The sequence below is a fragment of the Gemmatimonadota bacterium genome (assembly GCA_009841265.1).
Lineage (GTDB): Bacteria > JAAXHH01 > JAAXHH01 > JAAXHH01 > JAAXHH01 > JAAXHH01.
The window spans coordinates 222,471-238,808 of the sequence record VXMB01000009.1 but is presented as its reverse complement, the minus strand read 5'-3'; the positions used below and the strand labels follow the sequence as shown (position 1 = coordinate 238,808).

15 protein-coding genes and 1 pseudogene are annotated in these 16,338 nt (G+C 61.5%); 13 read left to right on the top strand and 3 right to left on the bottom strand.

Features of this window, described 5'->3' with window-relative positions; all coding sequences use genetic code 11:
* The 7 genes and pseudogenes from F4X08_05975 (at position 1) to lepB (ending at position 5,551) form a co-directional block, all read left to right on the top strand.
* Positions 1-765, top strand: coding sequence for a hypothetical protein (locus F4X08_05975; protein ID MYD25340.1), 765 nt, complete (start codon positions 1-3; stop codon positions 763-765).
* A 31-nt stretch (positions 766-796) separates the two neighbouring features.
* Positions 797-2,008 carry a CoA transferase gene (locus F4X08_05970; GenBank protein MYD25339.1) on the top strand — a complete coding sequence of 404 codons (1,212 nt, stop codon included), beginning with the start codon at positions 797-799 and terminating at the stop codon, positions 2,006-2,008.
* 170 nt (positions 2,009-2,178) lie between these two features.
* Positions 2,179-2,979 (top strand): arylamine N-acetyltransferase, encoded by an 801-nt coding sequence (locus F4X08_05965; GenBank protein MYD25338.1) that lies wholly within the window; start codon positions 2,179-2,181, stop codon positions 2,977-2,979.
* The gene (locus F4X08_05960) at positions 2,976-3,365 is read left to right on the top strand and encodes a co-chaperone GroES (protein MYD25337.1); all 390 of its coding nucleotides are present in this window, start codon (positions 2,976-2,978) and stop codon (positions 3,363-3,365) included. The genes F4X08_05965 and F4X08_05960 overlap by 4 nt, the downstream gene beginning before the upstream one ends.
* 47 nt (positions 3,366-3,412) lie before the next feature.
* Entirely contained in the window at positions 3,413-4,120 is a 708-nt protein-coding gene (locus F4X08_05955; GenBank protein ID MYD25336.1) for a permease, read from the top strand.
* Positions 4,121-4,254: 134 nt separating this feature from the next.
* A pseudogene (locus F4X08_05950) lies at positions 4,255-4,377 on the top strand (collagen-like protein).
* 565 nt (positions 4,378-4,942) lie between these two features.
* Positions 4,943-5,551, top strand: coding sequence for a signal peptidase I (lepB, locus tag F4X08_05945; GenBank protein ID MYD25335.1), 609 nt, complete (start codon positions 4,943-4,945; stop codon positions 5,549-5,551).
* A gap of 13 nt (positions 5,552-5,564) precedes the next feature.
* On the opposite strand, the gene F4X08_05940 is transcribed toward lepB, so the two are convergent.
* Together F4X08_05940 and F4X08_05935 are read right to left on the bottom strand one after the other, a co-directional pair.
* Positions 5,565-7,868: a M1 family metallopeptidase gene (locus tag F4X08_05940; protein ID MYD25334.1), complete on the bottom strand. Its 2,304-nt coding sequence runs from the start codon at positions 7,866-7,868 to the stop codon at positions 5,565-5,567.
* Between the two features lie 194 nt (positions 7,869-8,062).
* Positions 8,063-8,596, bottom strand: coding sequence for a hypothetical protein (locus F4X08_05935; GenBank protein ID MYD25333.1), 534 nt, complete (start codon positions 8,594-8,596; stop codon positions 8,063-8,065).
* A gap of 426 nt (positions 8,597-9,022) precedes the next feature.
* Here F4X08_05935 and F4X08_05930 point away from each other — a divergent pair, with 426 nt between their 5' ends.
* From F4X08_05930 to F4X08_05905, 6 genes are all read left to right on the top strand, one after another.
* Positions 9,023-9,577, top strand: coding sequence for a hypothetical protein (locus tag F4X08_05930; GenBank protein ID MYD25332.1), 555 nt, complete (start codon positions 9,023-9,025; stop codon positions 9,575-9,577).
* Between the two features lie 41 nt (positions 9,578-9,618).
* A complete protein-coding gene (locus F4X08_05925; GenBank protein ID MYD25331.1) occupies positions 9,619-10,137 on the top strand; it encodes an adenylyltransferase/cytidyltransferase family protein in 519 nt (172 codons plus the stop codon).
* A 102-nt stretch (positions 10,138-10,239) separates the two neighbouring features.
* A complete protein-coding gene (locus tag F4X08_05920; GenBank protein MYD25330.1) occupies positions 10,240-11,343 on the top strand; it encodes a Gfo/Idh/MocA family oxidoreductase in 1,104 nt (367 codons plus the stop codon).
* Between the two features lie 8 nt (positions 11,344-11,351).
* Positions 11,352-12,116 carry a sugar phosphate isomerase/epimerase gene (locus F4X08_05915; GenBank protein MYD25329.1) on the top strand — a complete coding sequence of 255 codons (765 nt, stop codon included), beginning with the start codon at positions 11,352-11,354 and terminating at the stop codon, positions 12,114-12,116.
* A gap of 41 nt (positions 12,117-12,157) precedes the next feature.
* The gene (locus F4X08_05910; GenBank protein ID MYD25328.1) at positions 12,158-13,483 is read left to right on the top strand and encodes an aspartate aminotransferase family protein; all 1,326 of its coding nucleotides are present in this window, start codon (positions 12,158-12,160) and stop codon (positions 13,481-13,483) included.
* Between the two features lie 89 nt (positions 13,484-13,572).
* Positions 13,573-15,231, top strand: a complete 1,659-nt coding sequence (locus F4X08_05905) for a peptide ABC transporter substrate-binding protein (protein MYD25327.1) — start codon at positions 13,573-13,575, stop codon at positions 15,229-15,231.
* Positions 15,232-15,428: 197 nt separating this feature from the next.
* On the opposite strand, the gene F4X08_05900 is transcribed toward F4X08_05905, so the two are convergent.
* A complete protein-coding gene (locus F4X08_05900) occupies positions 15,429-16,028 on the bottom strand; it encodes a tetratricopeptide repeat protein (protein ID MYD25326.1) in 600 nt (199 codons plus the stop codon).
* Positions 16,029-16,338: the final 310 nt, after the last annotated feature.

Sequence of the window (16,338 nt, the reverse complement as noted above, 5' to 3'; positions counted from 1 at the left end):
ATGCGTAATCAGTATATACTCACGCCGTACTTCCTGGACCGCCATGACCCGGCGCTCCTCGATCTGGCGCGGGACGACTGGACCGTAAACGAAACCACGTTGCAGGGCGACAGCGAAATGGCCCGCACCCTGTGCGTACACCGTCCCCTCGCCGACCGCGTCGCCGAAGCCGCGGAGGCCGGCAGGCGGCCGGTCAGCGTCGCGGGCGACTGTTGCGCGACCATACCGGTCATGGCCGGGTTGCAGCGGGCCGAGATCGAACCCCTCTTCCTGTGGCTCGACGCCCACGGCGACTTCAACACCTGGGATACGACACCGAGCGGGTTCCTGGGCGGCATGCCGCTGGCCATGATGGTCGGACTGGGCGAGCAGACGATGGTCGAGAATGTGCGCATGGATCCGATTCCCGACGGGGACGTGATCATGTCGGACGGCCGCGACCTGGACCCCGGTGAGCGGCAACTGGTCGAAGCGTCCCGGTTGCGCCATGTCCCGGACGTGCTCGAACTCCTCACGTGCGACCTGTCCGGCAGGCCCGTCTACGTCCACTTCGATACCGACATCCTGGATCCTTCGGAGGCGCCCGCCATGGGCTACCCGGCGCCGGGCGGGCCGCCGTCCACCGATCTGGAGCGCGTGTTCCGCCACCTCGCGGAAAACTGCGACATCGCCGCGCTCTCCATCTCGACCTGGCGTTCCAACATGGACAAAGACGGTCGCAGCAAATCTCTGTGCATGGGCCTCTTCAAAATCCTGACCGGCTGACCAGCGATCCTGCTGACTGGCGAGTCCTGCCTTGTCTTCCACCGATACCCTCTTCAAAGACCTGATCGTCATCGAGGCCGCGAACGTACTCGCCGGCCCCGCCGTGGGCATGTTCTTCGCCGAACTCGGCGCCACGGTGATCAAGGTGGAGAACATCAGGACCGGCGGCGACACGACCCGTCAGTGGAAACTGCCGGCCGAAGACGAGCACTCCGATGTGTCCGCTTATTTCTCTTCGGTGAACTGGGGCAAGCGGTCTATCGGCGTCGATTTCTCGATTCCGGCGGGATACGAGGTGATCGTGGACCTGGTACGGCGCGCCGACGTCTTTCTGCAGAGCTTCAAACCGGGCGATGCCGGGAAGTTCGGGCTTGATTACCCGGCCCTGCGCGGCGTAAACGACCGGCTCATCTATGCGGATATCACCGCCTTTGGCGAAGAGGACGAGCGGCCGGGGTTCGATGCCGTCCTGCAGGCGGAAACCGGTTTCATGGGCATGAACGGTACCGAAGCGAGCGGCCCGGTCAAAATGCCGGTGGCCCTCATCGACCTGCTGCTGGCCCATCAGTTGAAAGAATCCCTGCTGATCGCCCTCATCGAACGGATGCAGTCGGGACGTGGCTCGTACAACACGGTTTCGCTGTTCCAGTCCGGCGTCGCGTCCCTCGCCAACCAGGCCGCGAACTACCTGGTGGCCGGGTCCGTGCCGGGCCGCACGGGTTCCGACCACCCGAACATCGCACCGTACGGGACGGTGTTCCGGACCCGGAACGGGGATCCCGTCGTGCTGGCCGTCGGCACCGACAGCCAGTTCCAGGCCCTATGCGAGGTACTGGGCATCCCCGAAGCCGCGGCGGACGCGCGGTTCGCCACCAACCAGCAACGCGTGGTCCACCGCGACGCGCTGAACGCGCTGCTGGCGCAACGAATGGCCGAATTGGAAAGGGACGACTTGCTGGATGAGTTACGGGCGCGCAAGGTACCGGCCGGCGCGGTCCGGAGCCTGGACGAGGTCCTTGCCCAAGATTCCGTGGAACCGTTGCTGCTTCAAGGGAAGCGAACCGACGGCGTACCTATTCGCGGCCTGCGCACGATCACCTTCGAAAACGACGCCGTGTCGCCGCCTTCCTCGCTGGATGCGCCTCCGGCATTCAATGCCGACCGCCGGTTTGTGCTCGCCGACGTGCTGGGATATACGGAAGAACGGATTCGGGGACTGCAGAAAGCGGGGGCGGTCCTTTAAGTCCAATCGTTTCAAGTAAAACGGCCACTATTCCTATGACCGGATTTCGGTTGCTGGCATAAGGTAAATTGCCGTATATTAACACGTGTTTGAGGCGTGAGGGCGCGAAGCACGCTGTGCGCTGATAGGTCATAATCCATTTTGCGCCTCGGAATGCACAGGGAAGCTGGATGGACGTTGATATCGCAGCCTATTGCGCGCGCATCGGAGTCAGCGGCCCATTGCCGCCAACGTCGGCGACACTGCGCCGTCTGCACTATGCGCACATGCTGGCCGTGCCCTTCGAGAACCTCGACATCCATTGGGGCCGCCCGATTTTGCTGGAGGAAGCGCGGCTCTTCGAGAAGCTCGTGACGCAGGACCGCGGCGGGTTCTGCTATGAGCAGAATGGCCTGTTTGCCATGGTGCTGCGCGCACTCGGCTTCACGGTCGACCTGTTGGAGGCGCGCGTGGGCGCGAAACCCTGGGAGGACAGCCTCCCCTGGGACCATATGACGTTGCTGGTCTCACTGAAGGAACGCTGGCTGGTGGACGTGGGCTTTGGCGACGGTTTCCGCGAGCCGCTGTTGCTGGACGAGGCGGGGCCGCAGGCGCGCGCGGAAGGCATCTGGCGTGTGCAACACGACGGCTGTGAGGGCCTGCATTCGAGCCTTACGGCGGCCGGTGACTGGAAACCCGAGTATCGCTTCCGGCTGCGGCCGCGCCAACTGACGGACTTTACGCCCGGTTGCGAACTTCACCAGCACTCGCCGGAGTCCCATTTTACGCAAAAGCGCGTGTGTTCGCTCGCAACAGAGACTGGGCGCATCACGCTGAGCGACCTGTGCCTGATCGAGACGGAAGGCTTCCCGTCCCGGACGCCCGCCGCCAGCACTGAATCGGGAAAAGTCCGGCGCGAGGAACGGGACCTGGCGGATGAGGCGGAGTTTAAGCAGTTGTTGCGGGAGCGCTTCGGAATCGAAGAGATATGAGCGAGTTAATTATTGTAGGTGACCGGGTACTCGTCGAGCAGCATGACGGCGAACAGCTCACCAATTCGGGACTGTACCTGCCGGCCACGGTGACCGAGAAGGAAAAGGTGGGCACCGGAAAGGTCGTCCGCGTGGGACCGGGGCACCTGATGCCCAATCCGGACTACAACGAGGGCGACCCGGTCACCAGACCCGCCGAATCGGTGCGCTATCTGCCGCTTCAGGCCCAGCCGGGCGACTTCGCCTTCTACCTGCGCAAGGAGTCCATCGAGATCAATTACCAGGAGAAAACCTATATCATCGTCCCGCATAACGCCATCCTGGCGCTGGTGCGATCCGACGGCAACGTGCTGCAGGACCTCGAGGACCTGCTGGGCGAAGAGTAGCTTGAACCGAGACCGGTTTGTTAACCCGAAATAAGGAGCGTGAGCCAATGAACAGGACGGCGGCCTACAGGGCACAGCAAGGCATACCCGTCGCGCAACTGGGTGTCGACGTGCGAGGGGCGTTCATTACCCGTACCTACACTCATCTTCTCGGGGCGATCCTGGCATTCGCCCTGATCGAGATCTACCTGTTTCAGACCGGCATGGCGGAGTCGATCGCCCGCGTGCTGCTCGGCGGGTCCTGGCTCATCGTACTGGGCGGGTTCATCATCCTGAGCTGGATCGCGTCCCATTTCGCGCACAGTGCGCAGACCAGGGGCGGTCAGTACGGCGCGTTGGGGCTGTTCGTCGTGGGCGAGGCCATTATCTTCACGCCGCTGCTCTACGTTGCCGATTCCATGGCGCCGGGCGTGATCAACAGCGCCGCCACGGTTACGCTCCTCGGGTTTCTCGGACTGACGATCGTGGCCTTTCATACCCGGAAGGACTTTTCCTTCCTCGGCGGACTGCTGCGGTGGGGGTTCATCTGCGCCCTCGTGCTGATCGTGGCCAGCGTGCTTTTCGGATTCCACCTTGGGACGATCTTCACCGTGGCCATGATCGTACTGGCGGGCGGCGCGATCCTCTACGACACATCGAACGTACTACATCATTATCCCGAAGACCGGCACGTCGGCGCGGCGCTTCAACTCTTCGCCTCCGTGGCGCTCTTGTTCTGGTACATACTGCAGTTCTTCCTGTCCTCGAGAGACTAAAGACGCCAGGACATGAGGTTCCAATACACTAATCATGGAGGAGTTCCGGGATGTTCGACTACCAGCGTATGAAGACTACGTTGTCCATTGGTCTGATGGCCCTGGTGCCGTCGCTGTTCGCACTGGCTTGCGAGGGAAAGGTGGGACCGACCGGACCGGCGGGACCGGCAGGACCGGCGGGGGTCGCCGGACCACAGGGGCTACCTGGCACGGACGGCAGTACGGGTCCGCAGGGACCGGAAGGGCCGCAGGGACCGCCCGGCGAGGTACGGGTCATCGACCTGGACCTGGTCGGTTCGTGGCGAGCCGTGGGTACGGATCTCGCTCAAACCCTTGCGCAGAACCTGCGGGATTTCCTGTTGAACATAGGGGGGCTGGACGAAGCGACCGCCGATGCCATAGTCGCCGAATTTCTCAAGGAAATCGAAGCAGACCTGGCGAACTCGTCCCTTGGGACATTAACCCTGAATGCCGACGCCACCGCCACCAACCACCTGGATGAATCGGCTGTATGGTCGGCGAACGGCAGCGTACTGATCCTACGACAGGACGACACCGTCGTCTTTCTTGGTAATTACGTGGTCGAGAACGACCGCCTGACGCTGACCCTGACCAAGGCTCATGTGCTGCAGTTGATCCAGGCCGAATCCGAAGAGCCCCCGACTCCTGACGAACTGATGTTCTTCGACGCCGTTTTCGGGGAGGATGGTGGGATCAGCTTCTTCTTCGAACGGGAATAGCCTCGATCACCGCGTTCACCGGACGCCGCGTTCACCGGACGCCGCGTTCAAAGTAACCGGACCGCGGTCGGTGTCATAAGAAATGGTACGCATGCACCCCAGAATCAGGACTATCGGCAGGGAAATCGTTTCCTTCGGGCTCATCGCGCTGGTCCTGCTGGCGGCCCGGTCGACCCTGGCCGATCACTATACCGTTCCTTCCGGTTCCATGGAATACACGCTCCTGCCGGGAGACCGGATCTTCGTGGCCAAGTACACCTATGGCTTCCGGTTTCCTTTCACGGACTGGAAGATTACCGAGGGGCGCGAAGTGGAACGGGGCGAAGTGGTGATTTTCGATTCGCCCGTGGAAGACATCCGCCTGGTGAAGCGGATCGTCGCCGTGGGGGGCGACACCGTGTCGATCCGCGGCGGCCAGGTTTCCATCAACGGCGCGCCGATGAGTTCCTACACGGATATGCGGGAGGAGCACTACGGCGAACGCCGGGTCCGCCTGAATCTCAGTTACAGCGGAGGGGAGGATTACGGTCCGGAGATCATTCCCCCCGGGCATCTCCTGGCTATCGGAGACGCCCGGGGAAACAGCAAGGACGGACGGGTCTTCGGTTTCATCTCTAAGGAAGCGGTCTACGGCCGGGCCGTGTCCGTCTACTACCGCAGCGACGAAGGCCTCTGCTGGCTGAAGCTGTAGCCAAACGCGGTGCCTACTGCGTTTCGGTCTTCGTTTCCTCTGCCTCTTCCTGCTCTCTATCATCCGCGCGCTGCTGGCGCTGCATCGGGTTTTCCGGCGTCCGGAAGCGCTGCTTGAACAACTGGAAACGCGTGGGTTTCGACTGCGGCGGCCAGACGTTGTTGCTCAGGTCGGTATCCGCGGTCTCCAGGAAGGGATCGAGGGTGATCCTTTCCACTGGCTGATCCATGACAAAAACCTTGGTCACACGGTCGTCCCGGTACCGCCAGATCTCCGCCGGAATCCGCTGTACTTCCTTTGTGCCGTCCTCGAGTTCGAACTCCAGGATCACCGGCATGACCAGCCCGCCGACGTTCTCGAAAGTCAACTCGTAGAAGTGCTTGCCGCTTTCCAGGATGGCCAGGTCCTCCGGGGTCAGGCTCTCCAGGTAGCTTTCATACTCGTCCCGGTCGAGGATGGAAACCTCGAAGGGATCGTACCTGTTGTAGAAATCGACCAGCGTCGAGTCCTGCGCGACCATCGGGTCCGTTATATCGGTCTGGTTTCGCGCGTAGCTGATCCCGCGGTTTTCCTCCGTCCGGTCCGCCCGGGCGATCTCCTTCTCCACTTCCGGGTTCCGCGTGTTGATCTGGAACCACTTTACGTCGCCCAACCCGAGATCCACGTGGTCCGTGCTGTAGAACCACCCACGCCAGAACCAGTCCAGGTCCACTGCTGACGCGTCTTCCATGCTGCGGAAGAAATCCTCGGGGGAAGGGTGCTTGAACATCCATCGCTGGGAATAGCTGCGGAAGGCATGGTCGAAGAGATCCCGGCCCATGACGGTCTCCCGGAGGATATTCAGCGCGGTAGCGGGCTTGCCATAGGCGTTGGGGCCAAGCTGGAACACGGACTCCGAATTGGTCATGATGGGGGATATGCGCTCCACGTCGCCCTTCATGTAGTTCACGATCTGGTGGGCGGGTCCGCGGCGGGACGGATACTCGGTATCCCATTCCTGTTCGGCCAGGTACTGGAGAAAGGTGTTCAGCCCCTCGTCCATCCACGTCCACTGCCGCTCGTCCGAATTGACGATCATGGGGAAGTAGTTGTGGCCTACCTCGTGGATGATTACGCTGATCATGCCGTACTTCGTCCGTTCGCTGTAGGTGCCGTCCGGTTCCGGCCGGCCGCCGTTGAAGCAGATCATCGGGTATTCCATGCCGATGCGGTTCGTGTGCACGGAAATCGACGTGGGATAGGGATAGTAAAAGGTGTACTTCGAATAGACGTCCATCGTGTGGGCGACCACCTTCGTAGAATACCGTTCCCACAGGGGATTCCCCTCCTTGGGATAGAAGGACATCGCCATGACGTGCTGCGGTCCGGACATGACGCCCATGGCGTCCCATATGAACTTGCGTGAACTGGCGAAGGCGAAGTCACGCACGTTGTCCCCATGGAAAACCCAGGTCTTCTTCTCGGTCGCGCGGCCCTTTTCCGCTTCGATGGCCTCCGCTTCGGTCACGATCATGACGGGTTCGTCCGCCGTCCTGGACCGATCGAAACGCGCCTGCTGTGCGTCGGTCAGCACGTCCTTCGGGTTCTGGAGCACGCCGGTCGCCGCTACGATATGGTCGGCCGGCACGGTAATGCTGACCTTGTAGTCGCCGAAGGGCAGGGTGAACTCACCCCGGCCGAGGAACTGCTTGTTCTGCCAGCCTTCGACCTCGTTGTAGACCGCCATGCGGGGGAAGTACTGCGCGATGGCGTAGAGGTAGTTGTCGTCTTCCTCGAAGTACTCGTAACCGGAACGGCCACCGATCTTCATCCGGTCGTTGATGTTGTACCACCATTTGATCTTGAACGTGAAGGACCTCCCGGGCCTGAGCGGCTCGGGGATGTCCACGCGCATCATCGTATTGTTGATCGTATGGGGCAGCGGGTTGTCGCGCCGGTCCCGCACCCACTCGATCTTGAAGCCGCCGTCGAAATCGTTCAGCAGCCTGCGCAACTGGGCGAAGCTCATCTGCCCCGAGACCCGGCTGCCCGCGATCTTGCGCGTGTCCGAATCCTGCGCCCGCACGTTCTGGTCGAGCTGCACCCAGAGGTAGGCCAGTTCGTCGGGCGAGTTGTTGTGGTAGGTGATCGTCTCGGTGCCATAGAGACGCTGCGTCTCGTCGTCGAGTTCGATCTCCATCTCGTAGTCCGCCTCGTTCTGCCAGTACTGGTGGCCCGGCGCGCCGGAAGCCGTCCGGTACACGTTCGGCGTCGGGGCTTCCTGCTTGATCTGCCGGAACTTGCTCCGGTTGATCGATTCGGGGCCCTTCTGGGCCATCACGGAGGTGGACAGGCACGCAATGCTTAGCGCGCATACGTAGAATAGAAGGCGTTTCGCCATGGATGGTCTCCTGGTTTCCTCGAGTGGTGCGTCCCGGTCAATACAGATCGTTATGAATTATGGGAATATAGGGCAGAGGCGGGCGCGTGTAAAGGATCATCCGGGGATGGTGAACTGCTCCACTAAACGACCTACGCCTTGGAGAAAAACATGGTCATGACCTCTATATCCTTGAACATGATCCTCAGCAGTTCCGCTTCCTCCTCGTCCTCCGTTTCAAGACCCACAGTAGCCAGCAGTGCAGCTACTGGAAACTGGAGCGATAGCGTGGTGTCCGTAACCGTGTAACCCACACTGAAGGTCTCGCCGTCTGATGTGGTGATGTTGATTCGATTGCCGGACACCTGATACCGGTCAATTGGTCCGTTATCGGCAACTACGGTGCCGTCGGCCCTGAAGTTAAGGGTAACGGAGAACGTCTCGCTGGTATCACCAAGCATGTCGGCTATCACCATGTCGGCCTGGCTCGCAGTCAGGCCTTCCCTGACAAGGTATTCCCGCAGGTTGGCTGCCAGTCTGGCATCGAAATCGTTCCCCGTGTATCTCCAGGTGCCGATCAATTTGGCGGCAGGATCCGGTTCCGGGGTCGGCGTCGGGGCCGTCGGCATGTCGTCATCGCCACAGGCCAGTGTGAACATGACGGTTAGCATGAATAGAACACGCATGTCGTTTCTCCTGCGGGAAGGTCCCGCTATACTCGCCCGGGAGGACGGATATTCCGATCTGGTGTGTCGTCCGGAAATCCCGTTTCCTGCGGGGTGCTGCCTGGTCACTGGAGTAATACCGGAAGATACATGATATAAGCTCTTAAAATGAACTGTTTTGTACCTTTAATATGACAATACCGTGATATTTCCCGATTATTCATGATTTAGGATGATAATCCTCTATTGAGGTCGCAGGCCGTTTACGTCCCGGTCGAAAACGCGATAGATAACCCCCGCGGACATCGAGGCAGGCATAGGGCAAGATCCGACAAAAGATTCGAGTTGCCTGCCTTGCCGAAATCGGATAACTTTGGTGCTCGTGGTAGCCGGCCCGAATATCATATCGGGCCGTGTCGCGCCACACTGGCATATGGGAGGAGCCGAATGAAGTGGGGATACACCTGGATTGCCATGTCGGGTACGCTACTGGCCGGTGGACTCCTTCTGACAGCCGCCACGGAAGGCGCGGCCCGTTCTCTGGTCGCACCGCGCCACGCAACCCATCCGTTCTACATCAGCGTCTGCCAGGTCGATCACAACCCCGAATCCGGCGCGCTGGAGATGTCTTTTCGCATCTTCATGGACGACCTGGAACTGGCCCTCGAAACGATGGGCACGGATCGGCTGCACCTGGGTACGGAACGCGAAGTTGAAAAAGCGGATCTTTACATTGACCGATATCTCGCGCGCCACGTCGTAATCGAGATTAACGGCCGTCGCGTCAGTGCCGCCTTTCTTGGAAAGGAAGTGGACACGGATGCGATCTGGTGTTACGTGGAGGTCGAGAACATCCCGGCGCTGGAATCGATGACCATGACGAATACACTGCTCCTCGAGACCTACGAAGACCAGGTCAATCTCGTACACGTCAACGCCAACGGCCAGAAGAAGAGCCTGTTGTTCAGCCAACAACAGATCACGCAGACCCTGGACTTCTGAGCAGGATTCCGGGTCCCCTGCCCCAACCATCATCCCGGACCATGCCGCAGCACACGCGAAATGAAGCCCGCATCGTAGACCTGGGTGAGTTCCCAGGCCTGAAGGCCGGAGAAGACCTGGGCGCCATCGTGGCCACCTCCGGCGGGTACGATCCGCTTCATCCCGGCCACGTCTCCTGCCTGTTGGAGTCGTCGGCCCATGGCGATACCCTGGTCGTCATCGTCAACGGCGACGGGTTTCTTCGCCGCAAGAAGGGCAAACCCTTCATGGATCTCAGGGCCCGTTGCCAGGTCGTCTCCTGTATTCGCGGCGTGGACTACGTCATACCTTTTGAAATAGAAGACGACGATACGGTCTGCGAGGCCCTGAGGGTGATCCGGCCCCGCGTGTTCACCAAGGGCGGTGACCGGACCGACATGTCCAATATCCCTGAGTGGAGCGTTTGCAAGGAACTCGGCATCGAAGTGATTTCGGGGGTGGGGTTGGACAAGGCCTGGAGCAGTTCCGACTACCTGGAATCGTGGGGACGATTCTGGGCCGGGCGCGCGGGCCGCGGGTAGGGCCGAAACGGTGTATTTGTTGCTTGTCCCGCGTCCTGTGCCGTCTTATAATCCCGGTACACGAAAATCACCCTGTTTCTCCCGGATGACCCGGAGGAGAGTATGGCCAGCAGATACCGAGCCGCCGTGATCGGCCTCGGCCGCATGGGCAGCACCTTCGACGACGAGATCGATCAGGGCGGATCCATCTTCCTGCCCTACTGCCACGCGCCTTCCTACCAGGCCGCGTCTGACGTGGACCTGGTCGCCGGGGCGGACCCCCACGACGAGCAGCGTTCGATATTCGGCGAGCGCTGGGGCATCGAAGGTGGTCATCTTTATGCCGACTACCGCGATATGCTCGAGAAAGAGCGTATCGATCTGCTCAGCGTCTGCACTACGGCCCGGATCCGGTCGCAGATCGTGCAGGATGCCGCCCGCGCCGGCGTGAAGGCCATCTGGGCCGAAAAGCCCATCGCCCTGTCCCTGGCCGAGGCGGACGCCATGGTGGAGACATGTGAAAGGCACGGCGTCGCCCTGGCCATCAACTGCGCGCGGCGTTGGCATCCTTTCTTCTCCCACGCGAGGACCATGATCGAAGAGGACGAACTCGGTGAGATCGTCCAGGTGACGGGCTACGGCCAGTGCGGTCTTTCCCATAACGGCAGCCACCTCATCGATATCGTCCGGTACATGGCGGGCGGAAGGGTCGAATGGGTGTATGGCGAGATGGAATCCGACGAGGCCGCGGCCGGCGAGAAAGATCTCATGGGTAACGGTTACCTGGCCTTCGACAACGGGGTCCGGGCCTATGTCCGCGGCATGCCCTGCGGGATCGCGAACTGGGAGATCGACGTCCTCGGCACGAAGGGCCGCTTCCGCTCCATCGCGAACGGCCAGGACGCCGAACTGGTGAAGCTGCATCCCGGCGGACCGCGGGGCAGAGGCGTGCCGGGCCGCATGCCGTTTCCCTGGCCCGTTCGGTACCCGTCCATGGGACTGACCATCGTCGCGGACCTGATTTCGGCCGTCGAAAAAGGCCATCCCCCGAAGTGTTCCGGGGTGGACGGGCGCGAGGCCCTGGAAGTGGCCATCGCCCTCCGGGAGTCCCATCGAAGGGGAGGGCAGAAGGTCCATCTGCCCGTGCCAGACCGGGATTCGGGCATCCTGTCCTCCGAAATACACCAGGACGACGTACCGGCGCGCGTCCGGCGCCTGCGGAGTTAGGAGGGCGAATGAAGCTCGGGTTCGTGACCTACCAGATCGGCCGGGACTGGGACGTGCCGGCCATCATCGACATGTGCGGAAGGACGGGTTTCACGGGCGTGGAACTCCGCACGACCCATGCCCACGGCGTGGAATCCTCGTTGAGTGCGGGCGAGCGTTCGGAGGTACGGCGGCGTTTCGAGGACGGCGGCGTGGACCTGGTGGGCCTCGGCACGGCCTTCGAGTATCATTCGGTCGATCCCGACGAGGTGCGGTCGAACGTGGACGGAACCGTCGAGTACGCGAAACTGGCGGCCGACCTCGGTTGTCCGGGCGTCAAGGTGCGCCCCAACGGCCTGCAGACCGAAGCGGGCATCCCGGAAGAGGCGACCCTGGAGCAGATCGGGAAAGCCGTCGGGGAATGCGCGGAAGCGGCCGATGGCCTCGGAGTGCAGATCCGGGTAGAAGTGCACGGCAAGGACACCCAGGAGCCGCGGCGCATGCGTGCCATCATGGACCACGCGGACCATCCCAATGCATATGTCTGCTGGAACTCGAATTTCGGCGAAGTGGTTAACGGATCCATCGAGGCCAACTACCGGCTGCTTGCCCACAAGATCGGCCTGGTGCACATCACAGAGATCTATCGCGCGGAATATCCCTGGCGGGAGCTCTTCCGGTTGCTTCAAGCGGACGGTTATGAAGGATATACGCTTGCGGAAATCGCCCACAGCCCCGAACCCGAGCGGCTGATGGGCTACTACAAGGCCCTCTGGGAAGCGTACCAGGCGTAAGCGACCGCGGTCCGATCCAAATTGAAAGGGATCTCCAATAAATGACAACGGCCCAGAAGATATCGCAGGAGGCGATCTACCGCGAAAGGACGCCGGGATCCTGTGAAGCGTTCAAGCGCGCGGGTGAAGTCATGCCCGGCGTCGCCAAGGGCGCCTACTACTACGCGCCGTACCCGGTCACCATCGCGCGGGCAGAAGGCTGCCACCTGTACGACGTGGACGGCAACCGGTACGTGGATTTCGCCAACCACCACACGACGCAGATCCTGGGGCACAATCACCCTGCCGTCGTTCAGGCCGTGGCGCGACAGCTGGAGCAGGGCATTGCCGTGGCCGCTCCCATGGGAATCGAAACAGCACTGGCGGACGAGCTGTGCCGGAGAGTGGACTCCCTGGAGATGGTCCGGTTCTGCAACTCCGGGACGGAGGCGACCCTCCACGCGATCCGGCTGGCGCGGGAACACACGGGCCGTCACCTCATCGCCAAGTTCGAAGGGGGCTACCACGGCAGCCACGACGCCGTCGAAATCAGCACTTCACCCGATCCGGCGAAGGCGGGTCCCGCGGATCGGCCGGTGCCCGTGGCCAGCGCGGGAGGCATGCCTCCCAACGCCACCGACAACGTCGTCATCCTGCCCTTCGACGACGAAGCGGCCGTCGAGGCGATTGTCGCGGAGAAAAGCAACGAACTGGCGGCCGTGATCCTCGACCCGAAGACGGGCGTCATTCCCCAGCGATTGGACTTCGTGAAGGCGGTGCGCGAGATCACCGAGCGTTACGGCGTGCTCCTCATCCTGGACGAGATCGTGGGATTTCGCGCGTCGCCGGGCGGGGTCCAGGCCCAGTGCGGCATCCTTCCCGACCTGAGTACCTACGGTAAGATCGTGGGCGGTGGGTTTCCCGCGGGCGCTTTCGGCGGCCGCAGGGAACTGATGTCCCTGCTGGATCCCACCCAGGGCAAGACCCGGGTTTTCCAGAGCGGATCCTTCAGCGCACACCCCGTCACCATGGCCGCGGGACTCGCCATGCTGGAAGTGCTGACGCCCGACGTGTATGCAAGGCTCAACCGTCTCACCGATCGTCTCGTGCATGGTCTTGATGACGTGTTCGCCCGCACGGGTACCGTGGCGACGGTGGCCGCGTCCGGCTCCACCTTCAGCATCTATTTCACAAGGGAACCGGTCCGCACCTACCGCGCCGTGGCGGCGGCGGACAAGGGTCCCGTATCCGCGGTGTTTCTCGGCTTGCTGAACCGCGGTTACTACCTGTCGAACGGCCTCGCCATGAACTGCCTTTCCGCGGCCATGGACGAATCGCATATCGACGGTCTCGTCGAGGCGGTGGCCGGTACGCTGGAAGAAATCTGACGTTCCGCCTGGACAGCACTGTCCGCCTGGCCAGCACAATCCGCCTGGACTGAATTCACCGACCATTCATTCATCACAGGAAAAGAACCATGCGCCATTCTATCAAGTATGCTGCCGTCCTGCTCGGCGCCGTCTCCGCCTTCTTCCTGGTCCCCTTACTGATCGCGGCGCAAGGCGGTTCCGGGGAATCGGCCGCGCGGCCCCTTCCGCCGGACGCCTCCCCGCGGGACCAGCAGGTCTTCAGGTACATGAGCCCGGAGCCCCGCACCCTGGATTCCGCAATCAACGACTACGACACGGAAGACACCATCATCCCCTTCGAGCCCCTGCTCCGCCGCGATCCGAACTGGAATCCGGAACCCGCGGCCGCGGACAGCTACACGTCCTCTCCGGACGGCAAGACGTGGACCTTCCACCTACGCCAGGGCGCGAGGTGGAGCGACGGCCGGCCCGTTACGGCCCATGACTTCGTCTACTCCTTCCGGCGCATGCTGGACCCGGAGGAGGCCAACCCCTACGGGTTCTTCTACCACGACTTCAAGAATGCCAGGCCCATCAACCGCGGCGAGATCAAGGACCTGACCCAGCTGGGCGTCCGCGCGGCCGACGATCTCACGCTGGTCATCGAGACGGAGAAGTCGGCGCCGTACCTTCCCTACATCGTATCCTATGGGAATGCGCTGCCGGTACCGCCATGGCAGGTCGAAAAGTACGAGAGGAAATGGACCCGCCTCGAGAACATCGTCTCGAATTCGGGGTTCAAACTGTCGGAGTGGATCACCGGAAGCCACATGACCCTGGTTCCGGACCCAATGTACAACGGTCCCCACAAGCCGTACCTGGAGAAGGTCATCCATCCCTTCCGCAACGCGGCGGTGGCCACGGTCCTCGCCTACGAGAACGACGAGGTGGACCGCGAACTCGTCGACGTGACCGACATGCCCCGCATCCTGGCCGATCCCGAACTCGCGCCGGACCTGGTCAAGATAGCCGCGCGGGCCTCATGGTATCTCTTCTACCGCACCCGTCAGCCGCCCTTCAACGACGTGCGGGTCCGGGAAGCCTTCACGCGGGCGATCGACCGGGAGGTCATCACCAACATCCTCCTGGGCGGCACGGCCGTCCCCGCCTACTCCATGATCCCGCCCGAGTTCGCGGAGTACAACGGTCCGGCCATGAAACCCTATCAGACTTACAATCCGGCCAAGGCCCGGGAGCTCATAAGCGAGGCCGGCTATCCCCGCGGACGGGGGTTCCCCCGCCAGGAGATGTGGCTGCGGGCGCCGAACCCCACCATCAAGCGCATCAGCGAGGCCATCATGGCCATGCTGAAGGAGAACATCGGGGTCGACGTCACGATCCGGAGCGCCGACCGGACCATGTACATGAACAACATGTATAACTGGCGCATGAACCTGGGGCTAATCGTGTTCTACGCGGATTACCTGGATCCCCGCAACATGCTCGACATGATCTGGCATTCGCAGCCTCAGGGATATGGCCGTTCGGACTGGACGAACGTCGAGTTCGACCGCCTGGTGGAGGAGGCAGCCGCGGAACTGGACAGGGACAGGCGGCGCTCGCTTTACGCGGAAGCGGAGGAGATCATGGTCTCGGACTACGCCGGGTCCTTTCTGTTCCATCCGGTGTATCTGGAACTCAGGAAGCCCTGGGTCAAGGGCATCGCGGAAAACCCCGACGGCACGGTAGGCGCCATGGACTATACGCGGGTCTACATCTCCCGCTGAAAACCGACGGAGAGAACTCGCGGGTGCGATATGGCGGTGGTTCAGATCAGTACGGTACAGTGCGGTGCAGATCCGTACAAACAAACGCAAACAAAAAGGCCTCCGCGCGAATCTCTTCACGTGGAGGCCTTTCGAATTTCGGTCCGTCTCTCTGTTTGTTTCTTCGGCTGGATCGGCCGGATCAGCCCGGACGTCGCTTAACGGATCGCGTCCTTCATCTGGGCGACGATGTTCCGGAGTGACGCGGCGTTCCTGGCCCGGGGCGCCAGTCTCAGATAGTTCTCGTAGGACCTGATCGCGTTCGGATAGTCCTCGCGGGTCTGGTACAGGATGCCCAGGTTGTAGTGCCAGTTCGCCTTCTTGTCGTTGATGCCGATCGCAGCCCTGTAAGATCTAATCGCGTTGCTGCTGTTCTTGAGCTTCTGGTATGCGCTGCCCAACGCGCCGTGCGCGTCCGCGTATTTGGCATCGAGCTCCGTCGCCTTCCGGAACGATTTGATCGCGTTGGAAGTCTGGCCCGCCTTCTGCTGGGAAAGGCCGAGGTTGTAGTACGCTTCCTTGTAATCCGCCTTCAGCTCGACGGCTTTCTGGAACGCGCCGATGGCGTTCGTAAACTGTCCTGCCTTGAAGTAGGCGATGCCGAGATTGTAATGACGGGGAGGATCGTCCGGCATGGCGTCCACTTTCGTCTTCGCGTCATCAATCGTCTGGGCCTGAATGGCAGGCGCCGCGACCAACGTGACCAGGACCGTGAATACGGCAAGAATGTTCAACTTCTTGATGCGTGTCATCCTCATTCCTCCGTTGGATAACTGAGCGTTTCAGGACACTGAGTATTTATGGACAAATCGAGGTCTTCGGCGTATATTGTATCCAAGTAAGATAAGATATGCCATTTGGCTTCAATATGCAAGTTATATTCTCGACTCTCATGCGTACCAGACGAAATCGAAGCATCAAGGAGGCCATCGATGACCAGGTACACCGTCGATGATTTTCTGGAAGACGCACAGCGGATCGTGCGGGAAAACGGGATCAGGCACGGACTGGAATCGATCAGGAAGAACACCGAAAGGCTGCTGGGCCAGTCCGACCTGCTGGAAACCT

What these genes read in the sequence shown, in the direction of transcription:
- F4X08_05965 (MYD25338.1), top strand. Translation starts at nt 2,179, where the DNA reads ATGGACGTTGATATCGCAGCCTATTGCGCGCGCATCGGAGTCAGCGGC.
- F4X08_05910 (MYD25328.1), top strand. Translation starts at nt 12,158, where the DNA reads ATGACAACGGCCCAGAAGATATCGCAGGAGGCGATCTACCGCGAAAGG.
- F4X08_05900 (MYD25326.1), bottom strand. Translation starts at nt 16,028, where the DNA reads ATGAGGATGACACGCATCAAGAAGTTGAACATTCTTGCCGTATTCACG.
- F4X08_05940 (MYD25334.1), bottom strand. Translation starts at nt 7,868, where the DNA reads ATGGCCCAGAAGGGCCCCGAATCGATCAACCGGAGCAAGTTCCGGCAG.
- F4X08_05935 (MYD25333.1), bottom strand. Translation starts at nt 8,596, where the DNA reads ATGCGTGTTCTATTCATGCTAACCGTCATGTTCACACTGGCCTGTGGC.
- F4X08_05905 (MYD25327.1), top strand. Translation starts at nt 13,573, where the DNA reads ATGCGCCATTCTATCAAGTATGCTGCCGTCCTGCTCGGCGCCGTCTCC.
- F4X08_05920 (MYD25330.1), top strand. Translation starts at nt 10,240, where the DNA reads ATGGCCAGCAGATACCGAGCCGCCGTGATCGGCCTCGGCCGCATGGGC.
- F4X08_05930 (MYD25332.1), top strand. Translation starts at nt 9,023, where the DNA reads ATGAAGTGGGGATACACCTGGATTGCCATGTCGGGTACGCTACTGGCC.
- F4X08_05925 (MYD25331.1), top strand. Translation starts at nt 9,619, where the DNA reads ATGCCGCAGCACACGCGAAATGAAGCCCGCATCGTAGACCTGGGTGAG.
- F4X08_05960 (MYD25337.1), top strand. Translation starts at nt 2,976, where the DNA reads ATGAGCGAGTTAATTATTGTAGGTGACCGGGTACTCGTCGAGCAGCAT.
- F4X08_05915 (MYD25329.1), top strand. Translation starts at nt 11,352, where the DNA reads ATGAAGCTCGGGTTCGTGACCTACCAGATCGGCCGGGACTGGGACGTG.
- F4X08_05975 (MYD25340.1), top strand. Translation starts at nt 1, where the DNA reads ATGCGTAATCAGTATATACTCACGCCGTACTTCCTGGACCGCCATGAC.
- lepB (MYD25335.1), top strand. Translation starts at nt 4,943, where the DNA reads ATGGTACGCATGCACCCCAGAATCAGGACTATCGGCAGGGAAATCGTT.
- F4X08_05955 (MYD25336.1), top strand. Translation starts at nt 3,413, where the DNA reads ATGAACAGGACGGCGGCCTACAGGGCACAGCAAGGCATACCCGTCGCG.